The 24995-nt window shown below is 44.5% G+C and carries 25 protein-coding genes, 13 tRNA genes and 1 riboswitch; of the genes, 9 read left to right on the forward strand and 29 right to left on the reverse strand.

Going from position 1 to position 24995, the window contains the following annotated elements; translation table 11 throughout:
* On the reverse strand, positions 1 to 65 hold a 65-nt coding region (locus H7J92_RS18070), incomplete at its 3' end, for a helix-turn-helix domain-containing protein (protein ID WP_221836836.1).
* 171 nt (positions 66 to 236) lie between these two features.
* Here H7J92_RS18070 and H7J92_RS12570 point away from each other — a divergent pair.
* Positions 237 to 1949 (forward strand): ABC transporter ATP-binding protein, encoded by a 1713-nt coding sequence (locus H7J92_RS12570; RefSeq protein ID WP_221837281.1) that lies wholly within the window; start codon positions 237 to 239, stop codon positions 1947 to 1949.
* A 42-nt stretch (positions 1950 to 1991) separates the two neighbouring features.
* Here the strand turns inward: H7J92_RS12570 and H7J92_RS12575 are convergent, their stop codons facing one another.
* Positions 1992 to 2849, reverse strand: coding sequence for a YitT family protein (locus H7J92_RS12575; RefSeq protein ID WP_009497968.1), 858 nt, complete (start codon positions 2847 to 2849; stop codon positions 1992 to 1994).
* 264 nt (positions 2850 to 3113) lie between these two features.
* Here H7J92_RS12575 and H7J92_RS12580 point away from each other — a divergent pair, with 264 nt between their 5' ends.
* Positions 3114 to 3278: a Fur-regulated basic protein FbpA gene (locus tag H7J92_RS12580; protein ID WP_221837282.1), complete on the forward strand. Its 165-nt coding sequence runs from the start codon at positions 3114 to 3116 to the stop codon at positions 3276 to 3278.
* 131 nt (positions 3279 to 3409) lie between these two features.
* On the opposite strand, the gene H7J92_RS12585 is transcribed toward H7J92_RS12580, so the two are convergent.
* The gene (locus H7J92_RS12585; protein ID WP_040759390.1) at positions 3410 to 3643 is read right to left on the reverse strand and encodes a YkuS family protein; all 234 of its coding nucleotides are present in this window, start codon (positions 3641 to 3643) and stop codon (positions 3410 to 3412) included.
* Positions 3644 to 3830: 187 nt separating this feature from the next.
* On the opposite strand from H7J92_RS12585, the gene H7J92_RS12590 reads away from it, so the two are divergent.
* Complete coding sequence (locus H7J92_RS12590; protein ID WP_245799528.1) at positions 3831 to 4406, forward strand: hypothetical protein; 576 nt, start codon at positions 3831 to 3833, stop codon at positions 4404 to 4406.
* A gap of 24 nt (positions 4407 to 4430) precedes the next feature.
* Positions 4431 to 4850 carry a hypothetical protein gene (locus H7J92_RS12595; protein WP_221837284.1) on the forward strand — a complete coding sequence of 140 codons (420 nt, stop codon included), beginning with the start codon at positions 4431 to 4433 and terminating at the stop codon, positions 4848 to 4850.
* A 31-nt stretch (positions 4851 to 4881) separates the two neighbouring features.
* On the opposite strand, the gene H7J92_RS12600 is transcribed toward H7J92_RS12595, so the two are convergent.
* Together H7J92_RS12600 and metK are read right to left on the reverse strand one after the other, a co-directional pair.
* Entirely contained in the window at positions 4882 to 6318 is a 1437-nt protein-coding gene (locus tag H7J92_RS12600) for an amidase (RefSeq protein WP_246602904.1), read from the reverse strand.
* Positions 6319 to 6427: 109 nt separating this feature from the next.
* Positions 6428 to 7639 (reverse strand): methionine adenosyltransferase, encoded by a 1212-nt coding sequence (gene metK / locus H7J92_RS12605; RefSeq protein WP_040759681.1) that lies wholly within the window; start codon positions 7637 to 7639, stop codon positions 6428 to 6430.
* Between the two features lie 177 nt (positions 7640 to 7816).
* A riboswitch (SAM riboswitch) is annotated at positions 7817 to 7936 on the reverse strand.
* Between the two features lie 170 nt (positions 7937 to 8106).
* On the opposite strand from metK, the gene pckA reads away from it, so the two are divergent.
* Positions 8107 to 9693, forward strand: a complete 1587-nt coding sequence (gene pckA / locus H7J92_RS12610; RefSeq protein ID WP_009497976.1) for a phosphoenolpyruvate carboxykinase (ATP) — start codon at positions 8107 to 8109, stop codon at positions 9691 to 9693.
* Between the two features lie 47 nt (positions 9694 to 9740).
* Here the strand turns inward: pckA and H7J92_RS12615 are convergent, their stop codons facing one another.
* The 6 genes from H7J92_RS12615 to H7J92_RS12640 form a co-directional block, all read right to left on the reverse strand.
* Entirely contained in the window at positions 9741 to 10538 is a 798-nt protein-coding gene (locus H7J92_RS12615; RefSeq protein ID WP_009497977.1) for an alpha/beta hydrolase family protein, read from the reverse strand.
* On the reverse strand, positions 10531 to 10989 hold the full coding sequence (locus H7J92_RS12620; RefSeq protein WP_009497978.1) for an NUDIX hydrolase: 459 nt from the start codon (positions 10987 to 10989) through the stop codon (positions 10531 to 10533). Before H7J92_RS12620 ends, H7J92_RS12615 begins: the two co-directional genes overlap by 8 nt.
* A gap of 47 nt (positions 10990 to 11036) precedes the next feature.
* The gene (locus H7J92_RS12625) at positions 11037 to 11351 is read right to left on the reverse strand and encodes a hypothetical protein (protein WP_040759391.1); all 315 of its coding nucleotides are present in this window, start codon (positions 11349 to 11351) and stop codon (positions 11037 to 11039) included.
* Between the two features lie 319 nt (positions 11352 to 11670).
* The gene (locus tag H7J92_RS12630; RefSeq protein ID WP_221837286.1) at positions 11671 to 12993 is read right to left on the reverse strand and encodes an NAD-dependent malic enzyme; all 1323 of its coding nucleotides are present in this window, start codon (positions 12991 to 12993) and stop codon (positions 11671 to 11673) included.
* Positions 12994 to 13104: 111 nt separating this feature from the next.
* A complete protein-coding gene (locus H7J92_RS12635; protein WP_009497982.1) occupies positions 13105 to 13278 on the reverse strand; it encodes a putative motility protein in 174 nt (57 codons plus the stop codon).
* Between the two features lie 65 nt (positions 13279 to 13343).
* On the reverse strand, positions 13344 to 13793 hold the full coding sequence (locus tag H7J92_RS12640; RefSeq protein WP_009497983.1) for a Dps family protein: 450 nt from the start codon (positions 13791 to 13793) through the stop codon (positions 13344 to 13346).
* Between the two features lie 95 nt (positions 13794 to 13888).
* On the opposite strand from H7J92_RS12640, the gene yidD reads away from it, so the two are divergent.
* Together yidD and H7J92_RS12650 are read left to right on the forward strand one after the other, a co-directional pair.
* Positions 13889 to 14122 carry a membrane protein insertion efficiency factor YidD gene (yidD, locus tag H7J92_RS12645; protein ID WP_425516860.1) on the forward strand — a complete coding sequence of 78 codons (234 nt, stop codon included), beginning with the start codon at positions 13889 to 13891 and terminating at the stop codon, positions 14120 to 14122.
* Positions 14123 to 14218: 96 nt separating this feature from the next.
* Positions 14219 to 15199, forward strand: coding sequence for a metal ABC transporter solute-binding protein, Zn/Mn family (locus H7J92_RS12650; protein ID WP_221837288.1), 981 nt, complete (start codon positions 14219 to 14221; stop codon positions 15197 to 15199).
* A gap of 25 nt (positions 15200 to 15224) precedes the next feature.
* Here the strand turns inward: H7J92_RS12650 and H7J92_RS12655 are convergent, their stop codons facing one another.
* The 5 genes from H7J92_RS12655 to H7J92_RS12675 all read right to left on the reverse strand — a co-directional run bounded on the left by H7J92_RS12655 (position 15225) and on the right by H7J92_RS12675 (position 21475).
* Positions 15225 to 16664, reverse strand: coding sequence for an o-succinylbenzoate--CoA ligase (locus H7J92_RS12655; RefSeq protein WP_009497986.1), 1440 nt, complete (start codon positions 16662 to 16664; stop codon positions 15225 to 15227).
* Positions 16665 to 16733: 69 nt separating this feature from the next.
* A complete protein-coding gene (gene menB, locus H7J92_RS12660; protein WP_009497987.1) occupies positions 16734 to 17552 on the reverse strand; it encodes a 1,4-dihydroxy-2-naphthoyl-CoA synthase in 819 nt (272 codons plus the stop codon).
* A 12-nt stretch (positions 17553 to 17564) separates the two neighbouring features.
* Entirely contained in the window at positions 17565 to 18395 is an 831-nt protein-coding gene (gene menH, locus H7J92_RS12665; protein ID WP_139366016.1) for a 2-succinyl-6-hydroxy-2,4-cyclohexadiene-1-carboxylate synthase, read from the reverse strand.
* The gene (menD, locus tag H7J92_RS12670) at positions 18385 to 20106 is read right to left on the reverse strand and encodes a 2-succinyl-5-enolpyruvyl-6-hydroxy-3-cyclohexene-1-carboxylic-acid synthase (RefSeq protein WP_221837290.1); all 1722 of its coding nucleotides are present in this window, start codon (positions 20104 to 20106) and stop codon (positions 18385 to 18387) included. The genes menH and menD overlap by 11 nt, the downstream gene beginning before the upstream one ends.
* The gene (locus tag H7J92_RS12675; RefSeq protein ID WP_221837292.1) at positions 20099 to 21475 is read right to left on the reverse strand and encodes an isochorismate synthase; all 1377 of its coding nucleotides are present in this window, start codon (positions 21473 to 21475) and stop codon (positions 20099 to 20101) included. The genes menD and H7J92_RS12675 overlap by 8 nt, the downstream gene beginning before the upstream one ends.
* Positions 21476 to 21709: 234 nt before the next feature.
* Between H7J92_RS12675 and H7J92_RS12680 the strand changes: the two genes are divergently transcribed.
* Complete coding sequence (locus H7J92_RS12680) at positions 21710 to 22621, forward strand: 1,4-dihydroxy-2-naphthoate polyprenyltransferase (RefSeq protein ID WP_221837294.1); 912 nt, start codon at positions 21710 to 21712, stop codon at positions 22619 to 22621.
* A gap of 204 nt (positions 22622 to 22825) precedes the next feature.
* A complete protein-coding gene (locus tag H7J92_RS12685; RefSeq protein WP_246602916.1) occupies positions 22826 to 23512 on the forward strand; it encodes a TraR/DksA C4-type zinc finger protein in 687 nt (228 codons plus the stop codon).
* Positions 23513 to 23727: 215 nt separating this feature from the next.
* On the opposite strand, the gene H7J92_RS12690 is transcribed toward H7J92_RS12685, so the two are convergent.
* The 13 genes from H7J92_RS12690 to H7J92_RS12750 form a co-directional block, all read right to left on the reverse strand.
* A tRNA-Glu gene (locus tag H7J92_RS12690) sits at positions 23728 to 23799 on the reverse strand.
* Between the two features lie 8 nt (positions 23800 to 23807).
* Positions 23808 to 23898, reverse strand: a tRNA-Ser gene (locus tag H7J92_RS12695).
* Between the two features lie 4 nt (positions 23899 to 23902).
* Positions 23903 to 23977: transfer RNA gene (locus H7J92_RS12700), tRNA-Asn, on the reverse strand.
* A 1-nt stretch (position 23978) separates the two neighbouring features.
* Positions 23979 to 24055: transfer RNA gene (locus H7J92_RS12705), tRNA-Ile, on the reverse strand.
* A gap of 4 nt (positions 24056 to 24059) precedes the next feature.
* A tRNA-Gly gene (locus H7J92_RS12710) sits at positions 24060 to 24133 on the reverse strand.
* Between the two features lie 5 nt (positions 24134 to 24138).
* Positions 24139 to 24214 (reverse strand) — tRNA-Phe (locus H7J92_RS12715).
* A gap of 25 nt (positions 24215 to 24239) precedes the next feature.
* Positions 24240 to 24315: transfer RNA gene (locus H7J92_RS12720), tRNA-Asp, on the reverse strand.
* A 1-nt stretch (position 24316) separates the two neighbouring features.
* Positions 24317 to 24391: transfer RNA gene (locus H7J92_RS12725), tRNA-Met, on the reverse strand.
* A gap of 91 nt (positions 24392 to 24482) precedes the next feature.
* Positions 24483 to 24575, reverse strand: a tRNA-Ser gene (locus tag H7J92_RS12730).
* A 15-nt stretch (positions 24576 to 24590) separates the two neighbouring features.
* Positions 24591 to 24667, reverse strand: a tRNA-Ile gene (locus H7J92_RS12735).
* A 5-nt stretch (positions 24668 to 24672) separates the two neighbouring features.
* A tRNA-Met gene (locus H7J92_RS12740) sits at positions 24673 to 24746 on the reverse strand.
* 29 nt (positions 24747 to 24775) lie between these two features.
* A tRNA-Ala gene (locus tag H7J92_RS12745) sits at positions 24776 to 24851 on the reverse strand.
* 6 nt (positions 24852 to 24857) lie between these two features.
* Positions 24858 to 24934 (reverse strand) — tRNA-Pro (locus tag H7J92_RS12750).
* Positions 24935 to 24995: the final 61 nt, after the last annotated feature.

Raw genomic sequence — 24995 nt, forward strand, 5'->3', positions numbered from 1 at the left:
GCGATTAAAATACGTTGTTCTTTGTTCGGATGGATTTGAAACCGATAAGCTTTGTGGATCAGCATGAAATTCACCTCCACCAAAAAGAATGTATGTTCTCATTATAACCGACTGACATACTCTTTGGCTAGCGCCAACCGACATTCATCACCCACTTACTCATTGGGCTGAGCCCTGCACATTCCTTGCAGTGGGCGTCTTCTGTCGGAAAATGATAAAACGAAAGGAATTATACTATGATTACACAATTTTTCTCTTACTACAAGCCACACCGGCGCTTATTCCTTATTGATTTTTTCAGTGCGATATTTGTCGCCCTGCTTGAGCTGGCTTTTCCACTCGCCGTTCAATGGTTCATTGATGGCCTACTGCCGTCAGGTGACTGGAGCCGAATTGTCACTGTCAGCTTTTTATTGCTCCTCGTTTATTTGCTAAGTACGTTTTTACACTATATCGTCAGCTATCTGGGCCATAAACTGGGGATCAATATCGAAACCGATATGCGGCGTGAACTATTCGAGCATGTGCAACGGCAGTCATTCCGATTTTTCGACAATACCAAAACAGGCCATATTATGACACGCATCACGACCGATTTATTCGATATCGGAGAACTTGCCCACCACGGTCCTGAGGATGCATTCATTGCGATCATGACTATTCTTGGTGCATTCGGATTAATGTATACGATCAATCCCGAGCTGGCGCTTATCGCCATTGTCATGGTTCCCTTGCTTGCTGTTGTCGTAACGTTCTGCAATAAGAAAATGAACGCTGCCTGGCATAAGATGTATGGCAACATTGCGGATGTCAATGGCAGAGTGGAGGATGCTGTTTCAGGATCACGCGTTGTTAAATCGTTCACCAATGAAGAGTTCGAGCTGCGTCGTTTCCAACAAGACAATGCGCGTTTCCGAACTGCCAAGCTAGTCGCATATAAGGTGATGGCGTGGGCCACCTCCTCCATGTACATGCTGACACGTCTCGTCACACTTGTAATCTTGATCGTCGGCGCTTGGTTCACGGTCAACAATAAATTAAGTTATGGTGAATTGGTCAGTTTTATTTTATTCAGCAATATTTTGATCAAGCCAATCGACAAGATCAGTGCGCTGTTGGAATTGTATCCAAAAGGAATGGCGGGCTTCGGTCGTTTCCGCGAATTGATCAACCAAGCTCCTGAAATTAAGGATGCATCAGACGCTGTCGAGGTGGAATATTTACGTGGAGACATCCGGTTTTCCAACGTCACTTTTGGCTACGAAGCGGAAAAGCCTGTCTTACGGAATATCGACTTGACCATTCAGGCCGGTCAGACTGTCGCGTTCGTCGGTCCATCGGGTGCAGGGAAAACCACAATTTGCTCACTTATCCCAAGGTTTTACGAAGTTAATGAAGGAGCGATTACCATAGACGGTCTGGACGTTCGGCAAATGACGCAAAAATCGTTGCGCACCCAAATCGGAATCGTCCAGCAAGATGTATTTTTATTTACAGGAACAATTCGGGAAAATATTGCGTACGGCAAATTAGATGCAACAGATGAAGAAGTTTATGAAGCGGCTCGTAAAGCACACCTCGCCGATTTGATCAGCAGCATGCCAGACGGTTATGAAACTCAAATTGGGGAAAGAGGACTGAAGTTATCCGGCGGTCAGAAACAACGATTGGCCATCGCTCGGATGTTCTTAAAAAACCCGCCTATCCTTATTCTGGACGAGGCGACATCTGCACTTGACACCGGGACGGAACGGATCATTCAGAAATCACTCGAGGAACTTTCCGTAAATCGGACTACCCTCGTCATCGCCCATCGATTGACAACGATCCGCAACGCCGATCGGGTCATCGTCATGACGGAAGACGGAATCGAAGAACAAGGCACCTATGAAGAGCTGGTGCACCAAAATGGAACATTTACCAAATTGCATATGGCGAATCAAGTCTAATGAGAAAAACCAAGCGCAAAATGTCGCTTGGTTTTTTATTCATCAGGCAAGCTTCTCGCCTTCTTTTCTGAAGAAACCGAAAATCCCTACCGTCTGGACAATATTTGTGAATGCTTGGGGATCGGTTTCATTAATGATCCGTTCCAAGTCATATAATTCATAACGTGTAATAACGACATACAGCATATTTTTATCTTCTTTCGAATAGGCCCCTTTTGCCGGCAAAATCGTTATACCTCTGACCATTTGTCTGTGAATCGCTTGCTGCAAATCATCCGCCTGCTTCGTAATAATCATCGCTGTAACCTTCTCATGACGCGTGTGAATCATATCAATAACAGAAGTCGTTACATACAAAGCGACCATTGTATACAATGCATTTTCGGGCTCGTAGAGAATACCTGCAAAGGCGATGATGATTCCATTGAGAATCAAAAAATAGACTCCGATCGGTTTATCCTGCATTCGCGATAAAATCATCGCTACGATGTCCATGCCGCCTGTAGAGGCCCCTAGTTTTAAAGAAAACCCTATACCCACCCCGGCCAAGACGCCACCGAATACGGCGTTTAGAAGGATATCACTGGAAATGGAACGAACCGGCAGTACCTCAAGGAAAAACGTAGCGCACGCAACCGACACGATGCTGTAGATAGTAAAACCTTTTCCGACTTTGAACCAACCTAGAATAAAAACCGGAATATTGAAAAGAAGTAACAAGACTCCTGTACTGATCGTTATATTCAAGTGATCAGTCAGGACACTCGACACTAACTGGGCCGCACCTGCAAAACCGCTTGCATAGACATTCGCACTGATAAGAAAGAAATTTAACGATACCGCTACGAGGAGTGAGCCTAAGATAACGACTGCAATCCGTTTCGCTTCAATAAAAAACATAGCGACCTCCTATGATGGGTTACATTTTACGTACGAAATAGATTATAGCTATTCTTTCCTCGTAATGGTACCCCTAAACTTTAAAATTGTGGTGGCGATCTCATTGTTTTTAAATTCGGGCACATGATTGTCATAGTTGGGCTGATCGCCCATCCTCTTCCATTTTGAAAGAGAAAATTCGTACTCTTCCAACTACTCGACCTGAAGTTTAACAACGATCAAAAACGGCTATAGTTAGGAGGGAATCAAGGAGGAAACAATACGATGAAAAGAAATGAAAACATAGTGGAAACTAAACGAGATGAACTAATTGATGAACTAGTATCAAATGGGGTATTCAAAATTGATGGTAAGCAATTGTACGAATTGTCTTTACGCTCTTTAATGCAAGAATATGAAGCTGTCGACCAACCTGAAACACAATTATAATTTCAGAAAAGAGACGTCCTTAAAAATGGGCCGTCTTTTTTTAATGAAGTGAATTTCTTCCATTGCCTCACCGTAAAAAAGGCTGTCACTGAAAGAAATCTCAAACTTTCAGGACAGCCTCGTTACTACACTTAACGTTGTAATCTTTTTTCGACATCATTGACGATATCATCAACAGAGTTCCCTTCGATGCTGACGACCGGGAAATCAAATTGATCCACGTTGACGTCACTCAACGCACGTACAACGCCCATGTCATACCCTTTTAAATTTTCATCGCTCTCGAACATTTTCACTTCATGTCCTTTTTCCTCTAACGCTAGTTTTACGTCATCAAATGGGTTTTCTACTGCAATTTTAGCCATTTTCCATTCCTCCTCTATCTTTTTACTACTGCTCAATAGTATGTATTTTCCCCGGAATGAAAAAACTAAACCCGGTACTACAAGTTAGATGATTCTTTCCCTTGAGCGCGGGATTCACTGCGACAAAAAAAGGGTATCCAATTGCTATAGAATTTCATCAGTAAGGAGAGGACACCGATTGTTTGGTATGAAAGATCTTCTTGGGCTTGTCATTTCAGCCTTTATTATATTGCCTGTTGTTATCTTTCTTCGCGAATCCGGATACTTTATCGTCAGCGGATTGTTTGGAGTCAAGAACCCGCGTCTTACAGTTGGTTCTGGACCACGAATATTTAAATTTTGGTTTTTGGATGTCCGAAAATATTACCATGTGTATAGCTGGTTCTCCTTTGATTCGATTAAATCCAAAAGTAACTTTGCGTATATTTGTATTTATTTAGGACCTATACTCAGTAACCTTACGGTGGCTGTTGGCATCAATGCCTTGCTCGCAAACGGCTTTTTAGACGACTATAAGACATTCTGGAGCCGTTTTATATTTTATTCATTTTATTATGTTTTATTTGACGCTATTCCCATGATCACCGTAAACGGCAAGCCGAATAACGGCATGGTGATTTACGAACTCCTGCGTTACGGTAAACGAGTCGACTACAATGAAGAACCGATTATTCGCGGTACGACGGAAGTAGAAAAAGAGTATCAGCAGGAGATTAAGGAAATTGAGAAAGTGAAAGAGCAAGAACGTCAAAAAAGGAATTGAACAGTTGAAGGAAGGAGATTTTTGATGAGGCAGTTTGGAAAACTTATAATAATTGGTACCATCGCAGGGATTGCACTAGCGCTCTTTCTGAAAGTTATTCAGATACTTATTGGAAATCAAGCCTATGTGCTGCTTTTCAACTTTGATTACGTTCCAGTAATTCAAGATTGGGAGCCGCAACTTTTGGTAGGATACTTATTTCACTTTATTACTTGTATCGTAAGTGCAGTCGCTTTGTTTTATCTGTTGCGGATTATCCAGCGGGAATACCTGATATCTCCGTATGTTTTAGTCTATACCGTTGGTGGTGGCATTTTATTCTCGCTGACAGGATTATCTGAACAACCACCTGCCATTACAGATGGGGCAGCCTGGTTCTATTGGACGGCCGCACACGCTGTATTCGGTCTGATAGTAGGTGGTTTGATTAAAAACTGGAAATAAATAGAATCAATTATGCTAAAACATAATTGATTCATATGAAAGATGGGATAACTCTCGAATAGCCTTTATACTCTTCCTCTAGACGTGCGCCCAGTGCAAACAACGCATCTTCATTCCCGATTTTGCTCACTAGTTGTACACCAAGCGGCATGCCGTCTCGATCCGCTCCAATAGGGATTGTCAAAGCAGGAAGCCCCCACACATTGGCATACGCGACGTAAGGAATATATTGCAGAAATGTCTTCCGAATGGAGAATAACTCTTTGTATACGATACCGTGCGAAAGGGCTGCCGTATGATAAACAGGCAAAACAAGGATTCGCTTATCCAGATAGCGGTCTAATTCCGCATCACCTTTTTCAATAATGGTTTCGATCTCAGCTACTCGTTCCGCTGAAGGTTTGAATAAAGAGGCACCAATTAAAGCCCAGGATAAATACCGATGCAAATCGGTTTGTTTGCCCGCCTTGTCTAATAAAAATTCACGCACCGGCCGGATCGGACGTGTGCCGAATGCTTCTACTGCTGCTCCACTCGCGCCGTCAATGGACATGATCTCTTGCCATAATTCCGCTGATTCTTGAAAATGAGGAGGTATGTCCTCTCTAATAGGAAATTCTGTCGACAGAAATCCTTTGATCGCCTGTAAGAAGCCTTCTGTCTCCTTAGATAGCGGCAGCTTCATATCGGGCAAGAACGTTACAGTATATTGATTCAACTCATTTTCCATAGGTAGTTCATCCGCAATGATGCTGTAAAGCAGTTTTGCATCCCGTACCGATTTTGTCATCGGCCCGATTCCAAGCATTCTTTGCTGTAATGGATGCTCTTCGGCAGGATAGCTGCCGATTGATGAAACTTGCGAATTTCCTGATTTGAAGCCAATGACCCCAGTAAAATGACTTGGGAAACGGATGGATCCTCCGATATCTGAACCTATTCCCGCTGCAGCCGCCCCTAGAGCAATCGCCGCACCTTCTCCGCCACTCGAGCCGCCTACTGTCCTAGAGAGGTCGTAGGGATTGTTGGTGCGGCCATACAATGCATTGTCGGTCTCCTGACAAAAACAGAGTGCCGGTGTATTTGTCTTGCCGATCAGGATGGCGCCTTCCGCTTTTAATCGACGGACAATTTCCGCGTCTGTCGTTTGCATCTGTCCCTTACGATACGGCAATCCGCCTGTCGTCTGCATCCCAGCCACATCGAATGATTCCTTCATACTAATAGGTACGCCAAATAATTTCCCTGTCATCTTCGTTGTATTCCGTTCTTTGTCTGCTTGATCCGCTTCGGCCAACGCCTTAGTAAATCGCTCTTCCACTAAAAAGTTCACAGCTGGATTGGTTGCCTGACATTGTGCAATATAAGCCTCCGTCGCTTGACGTGAAGTAATCTGCCCGCTATCTAACTCCGCTTTCAATTGCACAGCATCCATATCGAGCACAAATGTATGTTGTAGTGTAGTCAATAAATTTCCCCTTTCCCAATTTCTGAATGTTCTTTATTTTATATTATACTATAAAAAAAAGGCAGGAAGAAGGATATTAATCCCCCCTTTCTGCCTTCAACTATCTTTTTTATTGTTTCACATCATTTTTAATTGCTAATTCTAATAATGCATCTGCCTTATCCGTTTTCTCCCACGGCAATTCAATATCCGTACGGCCAAAATGACCGTATGCAGCCGTTTGTTGATAGATCGGACGACGAAGATCAAGCATTTTAATGATGCCTGCAGGTCGCAGATCAAACAACTCCCGAACAAATTCGACTAAGAGTGCTTCGGATAGACGGCCTGTATCGAATGTATTGATTGAAATGGATACCGGGCTTGCCACACCGATTGCATAGGCAAGTTGTACTTCACAATGCTCTGCCAATCCTGCCGCCACAATATTTTTCGCGACATAGCGTGCAGCATAGGAAGCAGAACGATCCACTTTTGTTGCATCTTTACCAGAAAATGCACCGCCGCCATGACGAGAATATCCGCCATATGTATCCACGATGATTTTTCTTCCAGTGAGTCCCGCATCTCCCTGAGGACCACCCACAACAAAACTTCCTGTCGGATTAATGAAGTATTTCGTCTGTTCGTCCAATAGGTGAGCAGGTACGACCGCGTCGATTACTACTTCTTTAATATCCTTCTCGATTTGTTCCATTGTCGCTTCCGGATGATGCTGTGTCGAAATAACAATCGTATCAATCCGCACAGGTTTGTTGTCTTCGTCATACTCTACAGTTACTTGCGTTTTACCATCAGGACGCAGGTAAGAAATCAACTCTTCTTTACGCGCTTGCGCAAGTCGGAATGCCAGCTTGTGGGAAAGACTGATCGGAAGCGGCATTAATTCAGGTGTTTCATTACAAGCGTAACCAAACATCAATCCTTGGTCACCCGCTCCGATGGCATCCAGTTCTTCGTCTGTCATAGAGCCTTCACGAGCTTCGAGCGCAACGTTGACACTCGCGGCAATTTCAGGTGATTGCTCATCAATAGAAGTTAAAACAGCAGAAGTTTCATAATCAAAACCGTATTTCGCACGTGTGTACCCAATTTCTTTCACAGTATCACGGACTACTCTTGGGATATCTACGTAGGTAGTGGTAGTGATTTCACCCATTACCAATACGAGTCCTGTCGTAATACTCGTTTCACATGCCACACGGGCATTCGCATCTTCCTTTAATATCGCATCCAAAATCGCATCCGATATTTGGTCGCACATCTTGTCAGGATGGCCTTCAGTAACTGATTCTGATGTAAACAGTCGACGGTTTGTCATTTTTGTTTCCCCCTCAATCAACATGATACGGTACTCTCTTAAGTCCCTGGTAAAGCTCCACGCCTGAATTGACGTCAATCATATACCATAAGGATTCAGGGCTAGACAATATAAAAAGCCCCCTACTCACTTTCTAGCAATGAGTAAAAGGCAAAATTTCACGCGCAGCACCTTTCACTCTTATCGTCCAAGGAATTTAACCTTGCTTCAGGTTTGGCACCTTCGCGCTAGACTACTGTCTTTTGCAGGTTGCCGGGTTTCATAGGGCCTGTACCCTCCACCAACTCGGGATAAGAGTATCCGTTCATGTCACATAGTATAAAAAAGTTGTGATTTTGTCAATTTTTTTATCTCAAATCACTTGAGTTTTTAATTAGTATAGATTATTATTCTTAATGTGTTATACTATTTACGAATTAAGATGTTCTACTCAAATAAAACGACTACGCAAAGGACGGTATGTAAATATGATATCTGCAAAAATTGATGATAGTTTAAAAAGTCTTCTATCAGGAAGCAACGTGACGATCCAAGCGTCTGTGGCAGAATTAACCGAAAAGGCAGTCGCTAAAGGAGAAGCCGAACTCTCAGCAGATGGCGCTCTAGCAGCACGCACAGGTAAATATACTGGACGCTCTCCGAAGGATAAATTTATCGTCGAAGATGCAGTGTCCAAAGATAAAGTAGATTGGGGAAGCGTCAACAAGCCAATCTCCCCTGACGTATTTGATTCATTATACACGAAAGTCATCGATCATTTGAAGCAAAAGGATGAACTCTTCGTTTTCAAAGGATACGCAGGTGCAGATAAAGACTCTCAGTTATCCATACAAGTTGTCAATGAATTGGCTTGGCAAAACCAGTTTGTTCACCAATTATTCATCCGTCCAACTGCAGAAGAACTACAGTCACACGAAGCGCAATTCACAATCTTGGCTGCCCCTTCTTTCAAAGCGGATCCAGAAGTGGATGGCACAAATTCAGAGACATTCATCATCATGTCCCTTGAAAAACGTATTGTCTTGATCGGCGGAACAGAGTACGCGGGAGAAATGAAAAAATCTATTTTCTCTGCGATGAATTTCTTGCTTCCAGAGCAAGGCATCCTATCGATGCACTGTTCAGCTAACGTTGGAGAAGACGGCGATGTGGCACTATTCTTCGGTCTTTCAGGAACAGGTAAAACAACACTTTCCGCAGACGCTGACCGCAAGTTGATCGGTGACGATGAGCACGGCTGGTCTGATAACGGTGTATTCAACATCGAAGGCGGATGCTACGCGAAATGTATCAACCTTTCTGAAGAAAAAGAACCTGAAATCTTTGGCGCGATCCGTTTCGGTTCCGTGTTGGAAAACGTTGTATTGGACGAAGATACACGTATACCGGATTATGATGACAATTCATTAACTGAAAATACACGGGCTGCTTACCCGATTGAAAATATCGAAAATATTGTGACACCGTCTATTGCGGGTCACCCGAAAAACATCATCTTCTTAACGGCTGATGCTTCCGGCGTATTGCCTCCAATCTCGATCCTGACAAAAGAACAGGCAATGTACCACTTCTTAAGTGGCTTCACATCGAAATTGGCAGGTACGGAGCGTGGAATCACTGCTCCAGAACCAACATTCTCTACATGCTTCGGTTCACCGTTCTTACCTCTTCCTGCTGCAACGTATGCAGAGATGCTTGGTAAGAAAATTGACGAACACGGCGCAAAAGTATTCTTGGTTAATACTGGCTGGACCGGCGGAATATTCGGGGTCGGTTCTCGTATGAACTTAGGTTACACACGAACTATGGTTCGCGCGGCAATTGCCGGTAAGTTGGATAATGTAGAGACTAAGACAAATGAAATCTTTGGACTCGAAATGCCTCTTGAAATCGAAGGCGTGCCAAGCAATGTGTTACACCCACGTTACGCTTGGGAAAATCCTGAAGAATATGATGCAGAAGCGAAGCGTCTTGCAGCAGCTTTCCGTGAAAACTTCAAGAAATTCAACCATGTTTCTGAAGAGATCGCAATCAAAGGCGGCCCGATCGCATAATTTATTTAAAAAATCCTTGCAGAGTATTTCTGCAAGGATTTTTTTGATTATCGGCTTTTGCTTTTCATCCAATCCACTGCTTCTTTCACTAGTTTGCGGTTCATCTCGGGCGGAATGTAATGGGTAAATCCTTCTAAATACCATGTTTCGTATTCTTTATTGGCATCGCGCAGCGCATTTTCTAGTAACAGTGCTTGCTCAAATGAAACATTTGTGTCCGCCGTTCCATGGATGATCAAAGTAGGTATTTCAATATCGTGCACGCGGAACAAAGCGGTCCGCTCACGATAGGCATCCGGCATATTATTTGGTGTGCCTCCAATTACCCTCTTCATCATTCGCCGCATATCTTCACGTTCTTTATAAGTGAACACGACATCAGACACTCCTGCCCACGTCACCATCGATGTTAAATCCTCACGTAATATGGCGGTCCATAATGCCATAATGCCCCCTCGAGAGAAAGAAAAGAGATGAATCCGTTCTGAATCGACAGACGCTTGCTGTTTCAGTACTTCCACTCCGGCAACCGCATCATTGCGGTCCTCTCCTGCAAACTCGTCCTTCCCCTCGCCCCCTCGGTTGCCCCTATAATAAGGAGCAAACACGACCAAACCGTGTGAAGCAAACTGTGCAATGCGGGCGGGTCGTACCATTCCAACATGTTGGATTCCACCCCGTAAATACAGCAAGCCATCATAACGCCCTTCAGCTGTCGGTGTAGCGAGCAGTCCTTTAACCTGCAAGCCGTCAGACCAATACGTTACCTCTTCCAACCTCACATGAGGATTCGGCGATGGATACTCCTTACGCTTGATAATATCCCCGTCAGTGCGTTCAGTCATTCGCTTCCACCCACTTCCTGAGCTCTCCCATGCCGCGGTCTTTCATATGGAAGCTAAGCTCCGTGCAGGCGGCAAGCTCCGCGTCTGTCATCCAGACAGCGCCTTCTGTCTCAAGTAACGTATAGTCTCGCTCGACATGAACGACATTTCCTGTGAAAACAGCTTTGCAGAAAGGCGGATCGGTAAAGACAACGTATTCTGCAAAGGAGTGTACATTATCAATCGTCACGCCGGTTTCTTCCAATGTTTCTCGAATGGCGGCTTGTTCAATCATCTCGCCTGCCTCCGCTTTTCCTCCTGGAAACTCAATTCCGCGAATTCGATGTTTTGTCAGTAGCCACCGATCATTATGTTTGATCACAACGAGTACATGGCGTGATTCAATCCGGTGTTGATTCGGCCCAAATGTCAGTTCAACGTTGGCACCTTTTAAGTCTTCAAACTTTAGCATATGGCTCACGTCCTTTCCTATAGTGTAGCGGAAAGACGTGTGCCGAATCAACGAAAGAAGGGCAGCTTCTCAATAAAGCGTTTGGATTCATCGTCCGTGTATTCATGAATTAAGGCATAGACTTTCATCATCCGCCGATCGATATCGTGGTTGTCGCGGTCATAGTGGTAAGGTATATATGGCAGATGAGAGCGCAGAAAGTTGCGGAACTCCAAGCGGTCCATTTGGGCAAATAATCGTTCAAAAACAGGGTATGCTTCTTTTGAGACCTCTACTTTATATTCCCACGGGGAGGCGTGCGGATCGATTAGGACTTGCTGATTGGTGACGGAGACATACATCGTGTATTTTTGTTCGCTCATAACCATCCTACTTTCTTTTTTTAGGTAGCATGGCTATAACCGAAAAAAATATTCTAATTTTAAAGGCGAATGATGTGTTTTTGCCTAAGGTAATTCCAGCTTTCTACACCGGGAATTGCGCTTCAGCCAGTACGCTTTCCGTGGGGCATGCGGTGATCCTCCTTCTTACGCGCTATCCCCTGGAAGTCTCATTGAAATATAGATTTGAAAATATTATATAAAAATAATAAAGAGGTGCTTCTTACTTCGATCCTCAAAATCCTAGACAAAAAAACAAAAACCTATTAACCTCCACGAATTGTTAATAGGCTCCATGTTTTTATTTTGCTTGTTCTTCGTAGACAACTCTTTCCACTGCCAACGCGACATTTATATGCACATTGGGATCCAGTGGATGAGGCACCAGATCGTCGCGTTTTGTGCTGTCGACGATGGCAAGTGCCGCCGCAATAAGCATTGGGTAGGTAATGGCTTTTGCATTTGCGTTCAATGCACCGCGGAAGATGCCTGGAAAACCGAGGACGTTGTTCACTAAGCGGCCGTCTGCTGCATAAGCTGCGCCAGCCTCCAAAGCTTCGTCAGGGGCAATTTCCGCATTCGGATTCGACAGTGCCAAGATGATTTGTCCTTTGCGGATCATTTCCGGTTTGATTAAATTTGCAACTCCTGTCGTTGCAATGACGAGATCACATGTCTCCATGATCTCTTCCATTGAATCTGCAACTGTTCCACCAAATCCCGCCAACATGGCCTTGGCTTTCGGGTTCAGGTCGGTCCCCTTCATCTCTTTCACGCCATAGGCCATGAACATTCTACTGATTGCTAGGCCCGCTGCCCCTAAACCAATTTGTCCGACTGATGCATTTGCTAGGTCCACGCCGACATGTTGACTTGCCGTTAATGCGGCTGCTAGTGCAACGACTGCTGTCCCATGCTGATCATCGTGCATGACGGGAATCGGCAATTCTTTCTTCAAACGTTCTTCGATTTCAAAACAATGAGGTGAGCCGATGTCTTCCAATAAAATCGCACCAAATCCTTTGTGGATATGCTTCATTGTTTCTACAACTTGGTCGGGATCACTCGTATCCAATAAAATTGGAACCCCGCTGATGCCGACAAATTGATCAAACAGCACGGCTTTCCCTTCCATTACGGGCATGCCTGCAACTGGGCCAATATCTCCTAGTCCTAGAATGGCCGTTCCGTCCGTTACAATGGCTACAGTATTGGAAATGCCCGTGAAATAATTCGCCTGTTCCGGATCTTCTTGAATTGTTTTACAGACATTCGCAACACCGGGTGTATAGACTCTACGGAGGTCTGCCAGCGAACGAATCTCATGCGTGGCTTTCATATGGATTTTTCCGCCTTCATGCGCCTGAAGAACGTCATCTGTTACAGTATGAACTTTTATGCCGCCTTTTAAATTGTCTATGGCTTCCACGATTTCTTCCAAATGAGCCTTGTCATTGCATTGTAACGCGATTTCTCGAATCGTAGAAAGTGTTCCTACCTTAATCGTCTGGATATCGCCGATGTCGCCATTCAACTGCCCAATCGCCATCGTTACTTTGCCGAGATTTCCCGGTTTGGAAGGTGTTTCGATTATCAAATTACGCAAAAATTGGCCATGCCCCATAATGGTCAACCTCCTATAAAAGTTATTTAATTTATTTTTTCACAGTGTTTCATTTCGATGCCATCGCTAAAAAAACACACATCTCAATCATACGAGACGTGTGTTTTGCAATCAAGCCTTGATATCCACAGATGCCCCTTTATGGGGATGAGTAGCGGCAGGCAGATTATTCAGCATTTCGGCTGCAGCAGAAGTTTCCATTGAAAGAGCTTTCGTCATAACACTCATTTGAACGGTTGATTGCAAGCTTCTCAACTGACTGGACATGATTGAATTGATATCCATTTCGTTCACTCCTTCCTACTATTCACTTCTTACTATCGGCCGATTTCATGCGAAATGAAGGATTTTCATTCATTCGTTTCGCCTAAAAACGCATTCAGCATCCATTGGTGTTTTTCGATGCTCTGATAAACCGCATTGAGCATATCTTCTGTCATATCATCTGAATCTTTTGAAGCGAGATCCATTCCCTTTTTCAACGATTTCATAATCTTATCAAAATCATCTACTAACGCTTGGACCATATCATTCGCTTTTTCCGTTCCATTTGCCTCGCTCACTACCGAACTTTCCAAATGCTCAGATAGCGTAGCAGTCGGTTTTCCGCCTAATGTCAGTACTCGCTCTGCAATTTCATCCATATGCACTGTCGCTTCGTCGTATAACTCTTCAAATTTTGCGTGGAGAGTAAAGAAATGACTTCCTTTTACATACCAATGATAATTATGCAACTTTGCATACATTACAGACCACGTAGATACTTGCTTGTTCAATTCTTGAATTAATTCCTTAGACATAAAAAAACACTCTCCTAATCATTTTTAAGCTTCTCTCTTTTATTTTACCACTTTTGCCAGTAAACTAAACCTAATTACATCGGAAGGTGATTCATATGTTGAAGAAAGTCTTATTATTAGGTATACGTTTCTATCAAAAGTTCATATCTCCTATGTTTCCGCCTTCTTGCCGGTTTTATCCTACCTGTTCACATTATGGAGTAGAAGCAATTGAAACACACGGCGCACTCAAAGGCAGCTGGCTTGCTGTGAAACGAATATTGAAATGTCATCCTTTTCACGAAGGCGGGTTTGATCCAGTCCCAATGAAGAAGTTTAGAAAAAAATGAAGTAAACGAATGTTGCATTCACAAAAATAATCTTGTATGATGAGTAAGTTACCTAAATAGTAATCATTCCTATTACCGTCATGGAGGCCTATTAAAATGAAAAATCGTTACTTTCTCGCAGCTGTTGCCCTATTGCTTTTGCTAAGCGGATGCAGCAAAAAGGCAGTAGATGAAAATGAATCTCCTTCATCCACTAAGCTTCTTATTTACACGACCGTCTATCCCCTTCAATATTTTACAGAACGTATTGGCGGAGAGTTTGTTGACGTTCAATCCATTTATCCGCCTGGAACAGATGAACACGTTTTCGAACCCACTCAAAAAGATATGATGTCCTTAGCGAAAGCGGATCTGTTCTTTTACGTCGGGCTTGGCTTGGAAGGTTTTGTTCAGAAAACCGAAAAGACGTTGCAAAATGAACATGTGCAACTCGTTTCTATTGCAGATGATATAGACCCGGAAGAGTTGGAGCCAGGACATTCACATGATCACGAAGGTCATTCACATGAACACGAGGAGGAAGACCATAATCACGATCATGGTCATGATTCCGCAGTTGATCCGCATGTATGGATCTCGCCCTTTTTAAGCACGTTGCTCGCCGAGAAGATTAAAGATGAGTTAACCGATGAATTGCCGGAACACGCAGACCAATTCCAAGAAAATTTCGATACACTGTATGACGATTTGGAAAAATTGGATCGCCAATATAAAACAATGGCGGATGAAGCACCGAATAAAACGTTCTTTGTCTCACACGCTGCCTTTGGTTATTTAGCGGATACGTATGGGCTTCAGCAACTTGCTGTCTCGGGACTTGACTCACAAAACGAACCTTCCCAAAAACAGTTGGCTGCACTTGTTCAAGAAGCAAAAGAGAAAGACATTCAATATATTTTATTCGAACAAAATGTCAGCTCTAAATTAGCAGAAGTCATTCAGAAAGAACTCAATGCGGAAGTGCTGACTCTTCATAATTTAAGCGTGTTGACAAATGAAGATATTGACAAAGGGAAGGATTACTTCTCGCTGATGGAACAGAATCTTCAAGTATTAAAAAAAGCATTAAGTAACTAACAGTGGGGTTGACTCCACTGTTTTTTTAAAGACTTTTTTTCAATTCGAAACGCATTAACTTATTGGACGCATTGCGCGGCAGCTGATCGACAAATCGAATCTCTTTCGGTACTTTGTAGCGAGCTAAGTGTTGCGCGCAATACGCCAGTATCTCCTGTTCTGAAACCTGATCGCTTATGAGGAAGGCTACTGGGACTTGTCCCCATTGGTCGTCATCTTTTGCGCAAACCCCCGCTTCCCTAACTGCGGGATGTGCCAATAGGACGTTTTCAATTTCAGCAGGATAGATGTTCTCTCCGCCAGAAATAATTAAGTCTGCGCGTCGATCAACGATGAATAAATATCCCTCTTCATCTAAATATCCAGCATCACCCGTAGCGAGCCAGCCATCTCCCGTGAGTGGTGAACGGTTACTTTGGCTTCCAATATACCCTGGTGTGACATGTGGACCTTTTATAAGGACCTCACCCACTTCTCTCGCCTGATCTGTCCCTTTAATTTTAATCTGATTAAAAAACAGCGGCTTTCCGGCAGATCCTAATTTACGAACAGCATCTACTTTCCCGAGAGTCGCAGTTTGAGAAGAAGTTTCCGTCATGCCGTACGTCTGTAAAATAGGCAAACCGCACTCAGCAGCCCTTTCTAAATAATCAAGCGGGACGGGCCCACCGCCGACCAGCATCGTCCGGAATGTCGGATGGGCTTTACTGTTCCCTTCTTCTATGACCCGAACAATTTGATCTAATGTCAACGCAACAACTGACATAGCCGTTACTGTTCCTGCTGTAATCTGTGCTGCGGCCTCTTTTGCATCAAATTTTTCGTAAAGTCGCGTCTCCATTCCATAAATAACGGAACGAATGATAATTGATAAGCCGCTAATATGGAATAACGGCATCATACAAAGCCAAGAATCTCGATCCGTTAATCCTAGATTCAACACAGAAGCCAGAGCACTAGATGTATGATTGCCGGCTGTCTGACGCACGCCTTTTGGAACGCCTGTGGTGCCTGAAGTATACATGACCGAAAGCGTCCGATCTTCTTCCCACAGTTCCACTACCTCGAATTCTTTTCGTTCCGCTTGGCGAATAGTTGAATAGGACAAACATTCCACTCCGTCTAGAATAGGAGTCTGGGCAACCCGGTCATCGACGACCACTATCTCAACTTCCGCATCGTTAATTTGCCATTCTAGTTCGTCTTCAGTAAGTCGGCTATTGAGAAACACTACTTCCACACTCAATAACCAGGACGCATGAATGAATAACACGGTCTCTTCATTGGAATGGCTCAATAAAGCTACTCTATCACCCGATGCAATATTAAAACTATGTAGCTGTTGTGCGATTCCAAGCGACGCTTCGTACAATTCACGGAAAGTCCATTGCCCTTCCTTTCCCACCAAAGCGGACAGCTCTGGAGACACCTTCGCACGCTGATGCAACCAATTCGGGATCATCATAAGAAACTACAACCTCCAATTAAATAGTGTAATGAAAAAGCTGCCCATTATAGGCAGCTTTTAAAACGTTTAAGGGAAACGCGGGAACTGATCGAAGTCCGGTTTGCGTTTTTCTTTAAATGCATCGCGTCCTTCTTTCGCTTCATCCGTTGTGTAATAAAGAAGTGTAGCGTCTCCAGCCATTTGCTGAAGTCCAGCCAGTCCATCCGTATCCGCATTCATTGCAGCTTTCAAGAAGCGCAATGCAGTCGGACTCTTACTCAACATTTCCTCACACCATTGTACGGTTTCATCTTCCAATTGATCGTAAGGAACAACTGTGTTGACCAGACCCATGTCGAGTGCTTCCTGCGCATCATATTGACGGCATAAGTACCAGATTTCACGCGCTTTCTTATGGCCCACAATACGCGCTAAGTAACCAGATCCGTAACCAGCATCGAATGAACCAACAGTCGGTCCAGTCTGTCCGAAACGTGCATTATCAGCTGCAATTGTCAAATCACAAACAACATGCAGAACGTGGCCGCCACCGATTGCATAACCAGCAACCATTGCGACAACCGGCTTCGGAATTACGCGAATTAGACGTTGCAGATCCAACACGTTCAAGCGAGGAATCTCATCGTCACCTACGTATCCACCGTGACCGCGAACAGATTGGTCGCCTCCTGAACAGAAAGCCTTTTCTCCTTCACCTGTTAACACGATGACACCGATACGTTGATCATCTCTTGCTCGTGAAAATGCATCAATCATTTCAGAAACGGTTTTCGGCCGGAATGCATTTCGCACTTCTGGACGATTGATCGTAATTTTTGCAATGCCGTTGTACATTTCATATTTAATATCATCATATGTACGAAGCGTTTCCCATTGACGGGTCATACTAACTCCTCCTCATTTTCCAACTGTTTTCAGATAGCTCTTTATCATTGTAGCAAATTGCCGCGGTTTTTCCACATGAATTGCATGTCCCGCGTCTTTTATCGTTTCATGCAAGGCATTTGGCAATAATCGTTTCATTTCCCGGGCAATATTTTCAAATTTCTCATCTTCACTTCCCGTGATGAGCAAAACTGGAAACTCAAAATGCGTCAACTCATCCCAATATGATGGCTGACTTCCTGTCCCAATTCCCCTCAGACTATTTGCCAAGCCAAGCGGCTGCTGCTTCAGTCGCTCAAGCCGCACAGCCAGCTGCTTCTCATCCGAAAGTTTTTTTTGCGAATGAAAAAGGGGAATTTCCTGCCAAAAATCGACGAATTTCTCGATTCCTTCGTTTTCGATTCGCTCCGCTAACTTTGCGTCTGCAACACAGCGTGTAGTCCGTTCAGCTTCCGTTCCTAAACCAGGTGAACTGCTTTCTAGTATCAAGCCGGCAATTTGGTCGGAATACGTTGCGGCATAGCCAAGCGCTACTCTTCCGCCCATTGAATACCCTAACAGAATGGGCTGCTCAATGTGTAGATCTGCCAATAACTGATGCAAATCTTCAATCTGTTCATTCATTTGATAACGTTCTGGCTCCGTTGGAGAGGCCGTTCTGCCGTGACCAATTAAATCGACCGTGATGACATAATGCTGTGTCAGAAGTATATCGATCGTTTCCCGCCATGTATCTGTTGAGCCCGTAAAGCCATGCAACAGGACAATCGCCGGTAATTGCTCATCTCCATGGCGTTCTACATAGGTTTGAATTCCACGGATGTCCATGACTTCAGCCTTCAATGCATTCCACCCTCTTCGCGATTTCTCGCCATACCGTCCGATGTGCTTCCACATTATCCGCACGATTCGTAAAGACTTCAATCATTCGCAGGCTGGACGTTTTAGTCGCTTGCATTACGTTTTCAAATGCCTCCACTGTAGACACCGCATCATACTGCGCTTCATACATCGCCGCAATATGATTGAATGTCAAATTCGTCGGAGTACCGAATAATTGCTCATAATAGTCTTCCACAGATGCTTGAGGCAGATAGGAGAAGATGCCCCCGCCATTATTATTGACGATGATAATCGTTAAATCTGTCTCCTGTAATCTGGATATGATCAATCCATTCAAATCATGTAAAAACGCCAAATCACCAATTAATAAATAGGTAGTTCGTTTGCGGCCTTCTTGGATACCAAGAGCAGTCGAAACTACGCCATCGATACCATTTGTCCCCCGATTGCAAAATAGCGAAATATCTTTTTCGGTCTTCTTAAAATACGTATCCAAATCACGTATCGGCATACTGCTGCTGCACACGACATCAGCTTTATTAGGCAGATGTGCAATGAACTGACGCACGATATGCCCTTCATCTCCGTTAAAATACATTTCATCATTGAGCACATCAGTGGAAATCTGGTTCGCTTGAAGCCATTGATTTGTATAGTCAGCCCGTTCAAGACAGACATCCATCTCCTGCCAAACACTCCTTGCTGTAGTTTGCAAATGATGCGTTGTCAGACCTAAGGGATCGCGATAATTTGGGGATTCATCCACTACAATATATGTTTTTGGACAGACCCTCTTTAAAAACAACGTTAATGGCTTAGAAACAGGCTGTGGTCCGAAACGGATGACACAGTCTGGCTGTACCCCTTCGCTAAATGTTTCACTTTTTAACAATGCGTCATATTGATCGATACATAAATCGATACAGTCAGCTGGTACCTGCGAACGCAAATTGGATAGCGGGTCACATAATACCGGCCACTGAAGCGACTTAGCAAATTGCCAGAACTGCTCTTTCTGCAATTCAGGCGGCTGTTCACCGATGATCAAAATACCTCGCTTTGACTTAGTTATCGCTTGCTGTAAGAAATCCTTCATGTCATTAGACAACGAGGCTTCACCGATGAATTGCTGTTGGAACCTGCTGACCGGTGCCTGTCCTTCTAAATCAATTAGCAACGGCTCCCGAAACGGCACATTCAGATGGACTGGACCCTGTGGTGCAGTTTTCGCAACAGCAAGCAGCCGGACTGCCCGCTGTTCCATGTAATTCAGAATTTCTGCACGGTTTTCGGGAACAGGAAAGTCTACACTTTCTTTAACGTGCTCCCCAAACATACGAATCTGGTCTATCGCCTGCGGAGCACCGACTTCACGCAGTTCATGCGGACGGTCTGCGGTGATGACAATAAGAGGCAGACGAGCATAATAGGCCTCTGTTACTGCCGGATGATAATTCGATGCAGCAGTACCCGACGTACATAGCAGAACGACTGGCCGTCCAGTCGCTTTCACCAGTCCGAGTGCATAAAATGCTGCAGAACGTTCATCTGTTTGAATAAAAGTCTGCATATCTTCGGACTTTGAGAATGCATAAGCAAGCGGCGTCGATCTGGAACCTGGACTGATGACCGCCTTATTGGCTCCTTGTTGCACCAAAGTTTCTGTTAGACGAAGCACATAGTTCGTCAATCCTGCACGATGATCATTCATGTAAACTTCCTCCGAGCGCACGCAAAACAGGTCTGAATTTTACCCATGTTTCCTTATACTCTTCAGTCGGCATGGAATCCGCCACGATACCTCCGCCTGCATATAGATAGGCATCTTTGCCAGACAGCAGTCCTGAACGAATTGCGACAGCAAACTCTCCATTTCCTGCTGCATCCGTCCAACCAATCGGTCCTGCATAAAACCCTCTGTCCATTTGCTCTTCATCCCGAATGATCGCAAGCGCCTTCTTGCGCGGAACCCCGCCGAGGGCAGGCGTCGGATGAAGGGCTTCCACGAGACGGAAAATGTCCTGATCTTCAGCTAATTTTCCTTCCACTGGCGTGAATAAATGTTGAATATCTCGGACCTTCAATAGTTTTGGTGTTTTATTCACATGCAAGGAGGAACAGAACTCAGAAAATACTTCCGTAATCATATCTACTACATATTGATGTTCTTCCCGATTTTTCTTGTCACGCAGCAATTGTTCGCCAAGCTGCTGATCTTCAAGGGCTGTTTTTCCACGATGTATGGAGCCGGCTACACAGGCTGAATATGCTTGTCCTTTTGAAATTTCCACAAGTCGCTCAGGAGTCGCACCAAAAAACATCTCTTCTCCTATTTGCAAACCGAAATGATAGCTCGCTTGCTGTTCATTCGTAATTGCGTGCAGGGCAGTTGCTTTTTGAAATTCCTCTTCAAAAGACAATTTGATCTTACGCGCAATGACAACTTTCTCCGCCACCTGCGCTTTAATTTGGGAAGTCACATTCTCGACTGCCTCCATATAGCGATCAGTAGCCAATTCCGTCTGTGAAACGATCGCTGGTTTACCTTGTAATGTGAACTCATCCACTTGCGCGATATGAAGCAAGCGGTCACGTTCTTGACGCAACCCTTCAAACTGAGCAGCTGCCTCTAGCTCGTCTGTAACATAATTGATCGATACGTATGTCTTACCGTTATCAATTTTCAATTGAATCAAAGGCACCGTGAAATACGCTGCCGGGAATGCAGTCCATTCATCATCCTGTCTCGTTTGTGGATCGAATGAAAACCCTCCGAACAGCACGGGATCCATATCTTTTTCCTCTTTGATCAGTCTTCCGCAAAGGGCTTTCCATTGTCTGGATATCGATTGAAAGCGGTGTGTGTCAGCAGTCAGCACGGCTGCCTGACCAACGCCAACCAGCTTGACTGTTTTATCTGCATTTTGCCAAAAAAAACGATGATCGCCATAATGTGAACGCCCTGCTTCAAAAAAGGCAAGCGGATCAAGCGTTTCCACTTCTATTGTTTCCGTAAAAAAACGAGCTTCCGTTCCTACAGTCTGACCTAAATTCGCTCGATCGGTCAATTTCCGGTTCATCCTACTCTCTCCTTACTATCATTCAATATGTTGTCGATAAATTTCTTCCAGCCATATAGTAGCCGGACTATAAGTACCTCTATTCTATCACATCGAATGCTTTACTTAGTATGATAAGTCTTCCTGTTCTCGAGGTCCTTCGACAAATGCGTTCGGTTGACCAATCACCATACCTAACAGATTGCTTTTGTTGTATAATAGTAAGTATTGATTATAAATAAGGAGAGATTACACGTGCAACACACAATAGAATCTACTACCGGCTGGCGCGTTTGGTGGCAGCTCACAAGACCGCACACATTAACCGCAGCCTTTGCACCTGTCTTTTTAGGCACCATGATCGCACTGCAATATGGAGCCATTCATTTTCCGCTATTCCTGGCTATGCTGACGGCAAGCTTATTCTTGCAAATGGCAACGAATATGTTCAATGAATACTACGACTTCAAGAGGGGGCTCGATGATGAGCACTCTATCGGCATTGGCGGCACAATTGTACGAAATGGCGTGAAACCGAAAACTGTCCTTAATTTAGCATTGCTATTATATGGCCTGTCGGTTCTTCTAGGCATCTACATTTGCATGCAAACTTCCTGGGTTCTTGCAGTAGTTGGATCCATCGCCATGTTGATCGGCTATCTTTATACCGGCGGTCCCTACCCCATCGCATATACACCATTTGGTGAGTTAGTATCCGGTTTTGTTATGGGAATGCTGTTGATTTTAATTGCTTTCTTCATACAGACAGGAACTATTACAGGAAATGCAATCTTACTGTCCGTGCCAAGTATGCTGCTCGTCGCAGCGATCATGATGGCAAACAATATACGTGATATCGTAGGAGACACCAAAGGCGGCCGCAAGACATTAGCAATTCTGACAGGACGCTCAAATGCTGTCACCATACTCGCCTCATTCTTTATCGTGTCCTATGTTTGGATTATCGTACTTGTTCTTACTGGTCATGTATCCGCTTGGGCTTTACTTGTTCTTCTAAGTATACCTAAACCGCTTTATGCAATTAAAACGTTCAGGCAATACGAGCAACCGATTCACGTGATGCCGGCTATGAAAGACACAGGAGTGACCAATACATTGTTTGGATTTCTTCTGGGTATTGGAATACTTATCGCTCATTTCATCTGAATAAACCACATCTCAAACGTCTACACTGCAAAAGGTAGGCGTTTTTTTGTTGGAAAGGTTTACGCTTCCTAAGAAACAGGGAATGACTGAAGTAATAAAGCTTTCCCAAACTCCATTCCTATTTAGGAAAGCCATACAGAAAGGGTCGTGAATGAATTGCTAACTACACAACAAATACAAACCTTAGAAAAAGAACTACATGCTATGGAAGAAAGTTTAACCCAGACCGAAAAGGAAACGGAGATGGTGCAGTCAGCCCAAGATTCGGTTGGGGAGCTATCGATGTACGATAACCATCCAGCTGATATGGGAACTGAATTGTATGAACGTGAAAAAGATATAGCCTTGAACACACATGCGGAAGACGAGCTAGGAAAAGTCCAGCATGCACTCCAGGCTATCAAAGACGGAACGTACGGGACGTGTGAAGTATGCGGAAAGAACATTCAATACGAACGTTTAGAAGCCATTCCGTTTACAACTGTATGTATTGAAGATGCAGAACAATCCGTTCCCGAGGATCGTCCAGTAGAGGAAGATATTTTAATTATGGCAGAACCGAATTCATTTGCCGAACGTAGATCCGGTGACAGAAGAGATTACGAAGACAGTTTTCAAGAAATCGCAAGGTCCGGCACTTCCGAAACTCCTTCCGATTTTAGCGGTAATGAAAATCGTGATTATGATGATCTTTATGATGATGATAGTGACGAAGCTACAGAGGAATATGAAGATTTTGCTGTATCAGATATCACAGGTGAACCTGCTGGCGTCGTGCACAGTGAGGAATCAGAAGAATACAAAGAAGAGCTCGATGCAGAAGGGTTAGAATCACCTCTTGGCGATATACCTTATCATAAAGGCGACAGTTATGTAGATGATAAAAAATAAAGAAAAAAGGCTGGTACTGAAAGTTATTGTAACTTTCAGCACCAGCCTTTCCATATGTAATAATATAACCGGGCAAGAGACTCGGAGAACCGCGAGTATCGTCGGAATGAACCTTAAAGCTTTCAGACCACACGCTGCTGCTAATTTTATATTTAGCAATCTACTAAATAAAAAGAGACAATGCACAATTATATGTGCATTGTCTCTTTTTGGTATGACCCCTACGGGATTCGAACCCGTGTTACCGCCGTGAAAGGGCGGTGTCTTAACCGCTTGACCAAGGGGCCAAAACGTATGGCGGAGAAGGAGGGATTCGAACCCTCGCGCCGCTTTCGCGACCTACACCCTTAGCAGGGGCGCCTCTTGAGCCACTTGAGTACTTCCCCATATTGGCTCCGCAGGTAGGATTCGAACCTACGACCGATCGGTTAACAGCCGATTGCTCTACCACTGAGCTACTGCGGAATGGTGGGCCTAAGTGGACTCGAACCACCGACCTCACGCTTATCAGGCGTGCGCTCTAACCAGCTGAGCTATAGGCCCCTAATGGAGCGGGTGAAGGGAATCGAACCCTCATCATCAGCTTGGAAGGCTGAGGTTTTACCACTAAACTACACCCGCATTAATGGTGGCTCAGGACGGAATCGAACCGCCGACACAAGGATTTTCAGTCCTTTGCTCTACCGACTGAGCTACTGAGCCACATTGTAATTCTTTAAAATAAAAATGGCGGTCCCGACGGGAATCGAACCCGCGATCTCCTGCGTGACAGGCAGGCATGTTAACCGCTACACCACGGGACCTTGGTTGCGGGGGCAGGATTTGAACCTGCGACCTTTGGGTTATGAGCCCAACGAGCTACCACTGCTCCACCCCGCGACAATAAAATACTTTCAAACTTCTTTTTCAACCCGACTACATTATTGTAACATAACAAGTTAGCAAAGTAAAGGGTTTGTTTTAATAAATATGGCGGAGGAAGAGGGATTCGAACCCCCGCGGGCTTTAACACCCCTGTCGGTTTTCAAGACCGATCCCTTCAGCCGGGCTTGGGTATTCCTCCGTACATTAATTAAACTGGTGGACCTTGCAGGACTCGAACCTGCGACCGGACGGTTATGAGCCGTCTGCTCTAACCAACTGAGCTAAAGGTCCTTAGATAGCGGCGGAGGGGATCGAACCCACGACCTTACGGGTATGAACCGTACGCTCTAGCCAGCTGAGCTACGCCGCCACAATTAGTCAGTTATAAACTTATATTATTGGTGGAGCCTAGCGGGATCGAACCGCTGACCTCCTGCGTGCAAGGCAGGCGCTCTCCCAGCTGAGCTAAGGCCCCAATAAGTGGTCGGGAAGACAGGATTCGAACCTGCGACCCCTTGGTCCCAAACCAAGTGCTCTACCAAGCTGAGCTACTTCCCGACTATGTTATGTATAATTTTTGATTAAATATGGCGCGCCCGGCAGGAGTCGAACCCACAAC

The sequence above is a fragment of the Sporosarcina aquimarina genome (genome assembly GCF_019748715.1).
GTDB lineage: Bacteria > Bacillota > Bacilli > Bacillales_A > Planococcaceae > Sporosarcina > Sporosarcina newyorkensis.

What these genes read in the sequence shown, in the direction of transcription:
- H7J92_RS12570 (WP_221837281.1), top strand. Translation starts at nt 237, where the DNA reads ATGATTACACAATTTTTCTCTTACTACAAGCCACACCGGCGCTTATTC.
- H7J92_RS12575 (WP_009497968.1), bottom strand. Translation starts at nt 2,849, where the DNA reads ATGTTTTTTATTGAAGCGAAACGGATTGCAGTCGTTATCTTAGGCTCA.
- H7J92_RS12580 (WP_221837282.1), top strand. Translation starts at nt 3,114, where the DNA reads ATGAAAAGAAATGAAAACATAGTGGAAACTAAACGAGATGAACTAATT.
- H7J92_RS12585 (WP_040759390.1), bottom strand. Translation starts at nt 3,643, where the DNA reads ATGGCTAAAATTGCAGTAGAAAACCCATTTGATGACGTAAAACTAGCG.
- H7J92_RS12590 (WP_245799528.1), top strand. Translation starts at nt 3,831, where the DNA reads ATGAAAGATCTTCTTGGGCTTGTCATTTCAGCCTTTATTATATTGCCT.
- H7J92_RS12595 (WP_221837284.1), top strand. Translation starts at nt 4,431, where the DNA reads ATGAGGCAGTTTGGAAAACTTATAATAATTGGTACCATCGCAGGGATT.
- metK (WP_040759681.1), bottom strand. Translation starts at nt 7,639, where the DNA reads ATGACAAACCGTCGACTGTTTACATCAGAATCAGTTACTGAAGGCCAT.
- pckA (WP_009497976.1), top strand. Translation starts at nt 8,107, where the DNA reads ATGATATCTGCAAAAATTGATGATAGTTTAAAAAGTCTTCTATCAGGA.
- H7J92_RS12615 (WP_009497977.1), bottom strand. Translation starts at nt 10,538, where the DNA reads ATGACTGAACGCACTGACGGGGATATTATCAAGCGTAAGGAGTATCCA.
- H7J92_RS12620 (WP_009497978.1), bottom strand. Translation starts at nt 10,989, where the DNA reads ATGCTAAAGTTTGAAGACTTAAAAGGTGCCAACGTTGAACTGACATTT.
- H7J92_RS12625 (WP_040759391.1), bottom strand. Translation starts at nt 11,351, where the DNA reads ATGAGCGAACAAAAATACACGATGTATGTCTCCGTCACCAATCAGCAA.
- H7J92_RS12630 (WP_221837286.1), bottom strand. Translation starts at nt 12,993, where the DNA reads ATGGGGCATGGCCAATTTTTGCGTAATTTGATAATCGAAACACCTTCC.
- H7J92_RS12635 (WP_009497982.1), bottom strand. Translation starts at nt 13,278, where the DNA reads ATGGATATCAATTCAATCATGTCCAGTCAGTTGAGAAGCTTGCAATCA.
- H7J92_RS12640 (WP_009497983.1), bottom strand. Translation starts at nt 13,793, where the DNA reads ATGTCTAAGGAATTAATTCAAGAATTGAACAAGCAAGTATCTACGTGG.
- yidD (WP_425516860.1), top strand. Translation starts at nt 13,889, where the DNA reads ATGTTGAAGAAAGTCTTATTATTAGGTATACGTTTCTATCAAAAGTTC.
- H7J92_RS12650 (WP_221837288.1), top strand. Translation starts at nt 14,219, where the DNA reads ATGAAAAATCGTTACTTTCTCGCAGCTGTTGCCCTATTGCTTTTGCTA.
- H7J92_RS12655 (WP_009497986.1), bottom strand. Translation starts at nt 16,664, where the DNA reads ATGATGATCCCGAATTGGTTGCATCAGCGTGCGAAGGTGTCTCCAGAG.
- menB (WP_009497987.1), bottom strand. Translation starts at nt 17,552, where the DNA reads ATGACCCGTCAATGGGAAACGCTTCGTACATATGATGATATTAAATAT.
- menD (WP_221837290.1), bottom strand. Translation starts at nt 20,106, where the DNA reads ATGAATGATCATCGTGCAGGATTGACGAACTATGTGCTTCGTCTAACA.
- H7J92_RS12675 (WP_221837292.1), bottom strand. Translation starts at nt 21,475, where the DNA reads ATGAACCGGAAATTGACCGATCGAGCGAATTTAGGTCAGACTGTAGGA.
- H7J92_RS12685 (WP_246602916.1), top strand. Translation starts at nt 22,826, where the DNA reads ATGGAAGAAAGTTTAACCCAGACCGAAAAGGAAACGGAGATGGTGCAG.